Genomic DNA, 5,725 nt, shown 5'->3' on the forward strand with positions numbered 1-5,725 from the left:
GCGCACAGCCGACCGACCGTATCGCCCGCATGCTGGAAGCGGCCGGCGTCCGCGCCAAGACCGAGCGCAGCAACCCCAAGAAAGGCACCCCGGGCAAGAAAGCCCAGGAGCGTGCAGAAGAGAAAGCTGCAAAGGCTGCCGAAGCCTCCGAAGCAGCTGCAGACGCGGAATAATTCCGTGGAGCTGAGGGGCGCTTTTCCCGAAGAGTTCCGCAGCCAGCTTGATCTGCTGATGCGGCTCCGGCGCGACGTGCGCCGGTTCCGCAGCGATCCGGTGGAAGAGGCAGTGCTGATGCGCTGCCTCTCTGCCATTCCGCTTGCCCCGTCTGTGGGCCTCAGCGAACCCTGGCGCATCCTGCGGGTGGACAGCAGCACCGCCCGCGCCGCTGCGCTGAAGAATTTTGAGGCTGCCAATGCGCAAGCGCTGGAGGGATATTCCGGCGAACGCGCCGAGCGTTATGCCGGGCTGAAACTGTCCGGAATGCGCGATGCCCCGGTACAATTGGCGGTCTATTGCGATGACGAAACCGCGCAGGGCCACGGCCTGGGCGCCGCAACCATGCCGGAGATGCGCCGCTATTCGGTGGTCACCGCTATCACATTGTTCTGGCTTGCTCTTCGGGCCGAAGGACTGGGCTTGGGATGGGTATCGGTGCTGGACCCCGAACAGCTGAACCGCGATCTGAACGCCCCCGAGGGCTGGCAGCTGATCGGGTATTTCTGCATCGGCTACCCGGAACGGTTCTCGGACACGCCGGAGCTGGAAGAAACCGGCTGGGAAAACCGGATGGCCAGCCTGCCGCTTGAAACCCGCTGAGACCCATGATGGGGCGGTTGATCCGGCTTGTGTTTTTTGTTGCAGTGGCCTTTACCGCAGGCATCTTTTTTGAACGCAACCACCAAAGCGAACTCTGCGAACAATCTGGCGGCCACTGGCTGCGCGCAGGGTTCTGTGCAAAGGAATAAAACCATGAGCGACCTGATCTGCGTAGGAGCGGTGGCCGGCGCTTTCGGCGTGCGCGGCGAGGTGCGGCTCAAGAGCTTCTGCGCCATTCCCGAAGAAATCAGCGACTATTCACCGCTTACCAGCGAGGACGGCAGCCGGAGTTTTACGGTGACCCTGACCCGAACGGTCAAAAACGGCTTTGCCGCCCGGCTGAGCGGCGTTGAAACCAAAGAGCAGGCCGATGCAGTCAGAGGCCTGCGCCTGTTTGCCCGCCGCGACCAGCTGCCAAAGCTGCCGGATGACGAATTCTATCACACCGACCTGATCGGGCTGGAAGTGTATGACACCGGCGGCACCCTGCTGGGCACAGTGAAATCGGTGCAGAACCACGGCGCCGCCGACCTGCTGGAAATCCACGGCCCCGGCCTGAAAGCCACGGTGCTGCTGCCCTTCACTCTGGAAGCGGTGCCAACCGTGGACCAGACCCGGGGCCGCATCATCGCCGACCCGCCCGAAGGGCTGTTCTGAGCGGGCTGGCCCCGCTCAGTCCGGTTCTTGTTCCAGAAGTAAATCAAGAACCTTAACCAACTGCTCAAGCTGCCTCTGGCCTTTCTCTCCGGCGGCGCGGCCGGATGCCGAGAACCTGACCCAGGATTCCCAAAGCCGCAGTGCAAAGCAGAACTGGAAAAGCGGTTCACAGGAAACATGCCGCCCGTAGCCTTCTTCGAACGCCGCCCAATCTGCCTGTGAAACCCCGCCAAATCCAGCGTCTCCGTCCAGGCCAGACAAATGGTCCAGGCCATTTGCAAGCCATAGGTTGGAGATATCGCGCTCGGCGATAGAAAACCTCTGGCTGGAAAAATCGATAAAGGAAATCTGATCAGCTGAGGCCAGAATATTCCGGAAGTGCAGGTCGCCGTGGGCAAGGCAGGGCTGGTATCTGACACCTCTGGCGCGCCGCCCAGCGCGGTGCAGATACGCACAAAGCCCCAGGAAACGTTTTGGTTTTACAACGGTCACCTCTCCTGTGCGAACGGTACTGGCGGTCCGTGACACAGTTTCAAGATGCCGCTTCGGCCAGAATACCTGCTCATCCGCCGCCGAGCAGCGGTGCAGCGCAGCAACCGCGGCTCCGATCCGCTGCAACAGCCGGTCGCGGTCCCCAAGCCCATAGCCAGCCAGATACAATGCCTGGAATGCTGTATCCCCAGGAGCCAATTCCATCAGCGTGTACTTATACTGGGGATCGCACCAAAGAAGCTGCGGCACCGATACACCCGCCGTGAATTTCAGCGCCTCTGCTGCGGTTTGGTGGCGTTTCAGGTTCGCCTGATACCGGTGAAGGTTCCCTTCGGCGAAGTCAGCCCGCATCACAAGTTCCCTGCCGTCTTGCAAAGAAACTCTCAAGACGCAGCAATGATCCTCTTTTTTGGGGTTGACCTGCATCCGTCTGAACAAAGCGCCTGCAGCCGGGAGACCCAGGTCCGAAGCGATCCCGGGCCACAGCGCTTCGGCACGGCGCTGCGCGGCCTCAAACCCGCCCGGCTGCTCAATGGATGCTGGCAGAGAAGTGCGGTTCGAAGTCATGCAGGATCCAAAGCTTTCTATTGCGCGAAAATCTGACTGAACTAAACAGCATTACTATGACAGCACCAAGCAAATCCCATGGCCGCAAAGCCATCCGCCCGACCCTGAAACCGCGTGAACTGATGACACCCACGCCGGACCTTGCAGGCGTTTGGAAAGCCAAGGTCATCACCCTGTTTCCCACAGCCTTCCCCGGAGTGCTGGGTGAAAGCCTGACCGGTAAGGCGCTGCAGGACGGGTTGTGGCAACTGGAGACAGTGGACCTGCGCGAGTTCGGCGCCGGCAAGCATCGCAATGTCGATGACACCCCGGCAGGCGGCGGTGCCGGAATGGTGCTGCGCGCAGATGTGCTGGGCACCGCAATTGAGCACACGATGGCAGGCACCAAAGGCAACTGGCCGCTGATCTACCTGTCACCGCGGGGGCGCCGGATGAACCAGCAGATGATGCAGAACTTTGCCCAATGCGATGGCATGACCCTGTTGTGCGGCCGGTTTGAAGGTGTCGATGAACGGGTACTGGAACATTACGGCATTCAGGAAGTCTCCTTGGGTGATTTCGTGATGACCGGCGGCGAACTGGCCGCGCAGGCACTGATTGATGCCACCGTCCGGCTCCTTCCCGGGGTGCTTGGCAACCAGGCTTCGACCGAGGAAGAAAGCTTCTCCTCCGGCCTGCTGGAGCATCCGCAATACACCCGGCCTGCCGAGTGGAACGGCCGCGCAATCCCGGACGTGCTGATGTCAGGCCATCATGGTAAGATTGCGGAATGGAGACATAGGATGAGCGAAGACATCACCAAGGCCCGCCGTCCTGACCTGTGGGAAGCTCACAGCAGCAAGAAAGACAACAAACGCTGATCGGGTGATTGGCCCGCATCGCCAATTCCGCGTTTACAGCAGCGCCAGCAGCCCCAAAACATTGCCGGATGACCCAAGCCGTGCTTTAGTCCCCTCATATTCATCAGGAATTAGGAGTGAGCAGGGTGTCTGGGAAATTCGAACTTTATACCGATAATGCGGGCGAATTCCGCTTCCGCCTGAAAGCAGGCAACGGCGAGAACATTCTGGCCAGCGAAGGCTACAAGCAGAAAGCCAGTGCTGAGAACGGTATTGAGTCAGTTAAAAAGAACGCTGGCGATGATGGGCGGTATGAGCGCAAGGAAACAGCAGCCGGCAAGCACATGTTCAACCTGAAAGCCACCAATGGCCAGGTGATCGGCACCTCGCAAAGCTATGCCAGCGCCTCTGGCCGCGACAATGGCATCGAGTCCGTCAAGAAAAACGCCCCTGATGCAGCAGTGGACGACAAAACCGGCTAAGATTGCCGGTGTGACAGACACAAGGCCCACCGGCCTTGTGCAGCCACGCCCGTCCGGGGCCCCGGTTACCCTTGGCTCCCCTCACTTTGCGTCTGCCGCCTCCCGGCCAGCGCATCTGCGATCCGGAGCGGCCTGGGGTTGTTGCCATCGGGCCGCGCAGGCCAGCCTTCACGATGCCGGCTGCGGTCGCCATCGGTTTCCTCGGTCTGGTCGTGAAACAGCATCACTTGGGTCGGGTACGGCATGTCAATTCCGTTTTCATCCAGCGCCTTGTAGACAGCCTCGATCACCTGGGCAAAGGTCTGCACCACGCTTGCCCGGTCGGATTTGGTCCACCAGCGCAGGCGGATATTGTTGCCATTGTCAGCAATCGCCCAAGGCAGCACTTCCGGCGCCGGGTCCTCCAGCACCCCGTCGCATCCGCGCGCAGCCTCCAGCATGATCCGCTTGGCGTCGTCCCAGCTGTCGTTGCAGCCGATCTGCACGTCATACTGCGAACGGCGCTGCTCAAACGCTGTGTTGACGGTGACGGCATCGGTGTAAATGTCAGAATTCGGAATGACAACGCGGCGCCCGTCGTATGTTTTAATGAGCGTTGCCCGGGTTTCGATCCGCTCCACCGTGCCTTCATGCCCGCCAGAGATAATCTGGTCCCCAACCGAAAACTGGCGCAGCAGAATCAGGATCCCCGCCAGCAGGTTCTGCAGAATGTCCTTAAAGGCAAAGCCGATGGCAACGGAGCCGATACCCAGGCCGGCAAACAGATCCGCAGGAGTGATGGAGGGCGCAATGACCGTGATCGCCAGCATCAGACCGACAATGATCAGCGCCCATTTTATCAGGGCTGCGCCGACCTCGCCCAGATTGTCCCGCCCGCGTCTTTTTCCGGCCTTACTCACGACACCGGCAACCAGCCTGGCCAGCAGCCAGAACACGGCAAGCAGAACAAGCGCGATGCCAAGGTTGGGCAGGATCCTGAAAAAGCCGTCCACCCAGCTGTCTATCTTCTCAAAAACATTGCCGACATCCGCATCCACCTGCTCCATCTGTCTTCCTCTCTTGGCTCCGGTCAGGTAAAACGCCTGTCATCCTCGAAGGTTCCATGCTGCGGCCCGGCTCCGCCCCCGCTGCGGCCGGAACTGCATTTCTTTCCCTTGATCCGGCCCGCATTTCTGCCTATACGTCCGCAAGTCTGGATTCGCTTTTGCGGCTCCGGACTGCTGGCTGTTGGATCAATCCACCTGAAGATCTTCTTCGGTTTTCACCCGGGACCTGACCGCCAGAAGCAAGAAACAGACTGCATGATCTCTGGCGGGCTGCCTGTGGCGGGACCCGGTGAAGACCAAGAGCTCTCATGACGGTGCAAACCTCTGCGGAAAAACTGCAGGCCAATTTAGGAGAGTTGCGATGAACTTGATCGCACAGCTGGAGGCGGAACAGATCGCCGCCCTGGGGAAAGATATCCCTGATTTCAAAGCCGGCGACACCATCCGTGTCGGCTTTAAGGTGACCGAAGGCTCGCGTTCGCGCGTGCAGATGTACGAAGGTGTTTGCATCAGCCGTAAAAACGGTTCGGGCATTGCCGGTTCGTTCACCGTCCGCAAGATTTCGTTCGGCGAAGGCGTGGAGCGTGTGTTCCCGCTGCATTCGACCAACATCGACAGCATCACCGTTGTGCGCCGCGGCCGCGTGCGCCGCGCCAAACTGTACTACCTGCGCGAGCGCCGCGGCAAGTCGGCCCGTATCGCAGAAGATGCACACTACAAGCCCAAGAAAGCCTGAGGAGCGGTATCATGAAAAAAGACACTCATCCCGAATACCACTTCATCGACGTCAAAATGACCGACGGTACCATCATCAAGATGCGCTCCA

7 protein-coding genes and 2 pseudogenes are annotated in these 5,725 nt (G+C 60.1%); 7 read left to right on the top strand and 2 right to left on the bottom strand.

Annotated features, from left to right (window positions below; genetic code table 11):
• From A2I95_RS25210 to rimM, 3 genes and pseudogenes are all read left to right on the top strand, one after another.
• Nucleotides 1–173 (top strand): annotated as a pseudogene (locus A2I95_RS25210) (30S ribosomal protein S16); the annotation flags it as partial.
• Nucleotides 174–177: 4 nt separating this feature from the next.
• Nucleotides 178–816 carry a 5,6-dimethylbenzimidazole synthase gene (bluB, locus tag A2I95_RS25215; protein ID WP_027257242.1) on the top strand — a complete coding sequence of 213 codons (639 nt, stop codon included), beginning with the start codon at nucleotides 178–180 and terminating at the stop codon, nucleotides 814–816.
• 153 nt (nucleotides 817–969) lie between these two features.
• The gene (gene rimM, locus A2I95_RS25220; RefSeq protein ID WP_129369281.1) at nucleotides 970–1,473 is read left to right on the top strand and encodes a ribosome maturation factor RimM; all 504 of its coding nucleotides are present in this window, start codon (nucleotides 970–972) and stop codon (nucleotides 1,471–1,473) included.
• Between the two features lie 15 nt (nucleotides 1,474–1,488).
• On the opposite strand, the gene A2I95_RS25225 is transcribed toward rimM, so the two are convergent.
• A complete protein-coding gene (locus A2I95_RS25225; RefSeq protein ID WP_367152533.1) occupies nucleotides 1,489–2,532 on the bottom strand; it encodes a phosphotransferase in 1,044 nt (347 codons plus the stop codon).
• 56 nt (nucleotides 2,533–2,588) lie between these two features.
• Here A2I95_RS25225 and trmD point away from each other — a divergent pair, with 56 nt between their 5' ends.
• The gene (gene trmD, locus A2I95_RS25230; RefSeq protein WP_291734345.1) at nucleotides 2,589–3,392 is read left to right on the top strand and encodes a tRNA (guanosine(37)-N1)-methyltransferase TrmD; all 804 of its coding nucleotides are present in this window, start codon (nucleotides 2,589–2,591) and stop codon (nucleotides 3,390–3,392) included.
• A 125-nt stretch (nucleotides 3,393–3,517) separates the two neighbouring features.
• The gene (locus tag A2I95_RS25235; RefSeq protein WP_129372790.1) at nucleotides 3,518–3,853 is read left to right on the top strand and encodes a YegP family protein; all 336 of its coding nucleotides are present in this window, start codon (nucleotides 3,518–3,520) and stop codon (nucleotides 3,851–3,853) included.
• A 65-nt stretch (nucleotides 3,854–3,918) separates the two neighbouring features.
• On the opposite strand, the gene A2I95_RS25240 is transcribed toward A2I95_RS25235, so the two are convergent.
• Nucleotides 3,919–4,899: a mechanosensitive ion channel family protein gene (locus A2I95_RS25240; RefSeq protein ID WP_291734347.1), complete on the bottom strand. Its 981-nt coding sequence runs from the start codon at nucleotides 4,897–4,899 to the stop codon at nucleotides 3,919–3,921.
• Between the two features lie 361 nt (nucleotides 4,900–5,260).
• On the opposite strand from A2I95_RS25240, the gene rplS reads away from it, so the two are divergent.
• The gene (gene rplS / locus A2I95_RS25245) at nucleotides 5,261–5,635 is read left to right on the top strand and encodes a 50S ribosomal protein L19 (protein ID WP_129369277.1); all 375 of its coding nucleotides are present in this window, start codon (nucleotides 5,261–5,263) and stop codon (nucleotides 5,633–5,635) included.
• A gap of 11 nt (nucleotides 5,636–5,646) precedes the next feature.
• Nucleotides 5,647–5,725: pseudogene (locus tag A2I95_RS42615) on the top strand (50S ribosomal protein L31); the annotation flags it as partial.

Source organism: Leisingera sp. F5, from assembly GCF_001593695.1.

Excerpts from the sequence above, each read along its gene's own strand:
- trmD (WP_291734345.1), top strand. The coding sequence starts at position 2,589 with ATGACAGCACCAAGCAAATCCCATGGCCGCAAAGCCATCCGCCCGACC.
- rplS (WP_129369277.1), top strand. The coding sequence starts at position 5,261 with ATGAACTTGATCGCACAGCTGGAGGCGGAACAGATCGCCGCCCTGGGG.
- rimM (WP_129369281.1), top strand. The coding sequence starts at position 970 with ATGAGCGACCTGATCTGCGTAGGAGCGGTGGCCGGCGCTTTCGGCGTG.
- A2I95_RS25240 (WP_291734347.1), bottom strand. The coding sequence starts at position 4,899 with ATGGAGCAGGTGGATGCGGATGTCGGCAATGTTTTTGAGAAGATAGAC.
- A2I95_RS25225 (WP_367152533.1), bottom strand. The coding sequence starts at position 2,532 with ATGACTTCGAACCGCACTTCTCTGCCAGCATCCATTGAGCAGCCGGGC.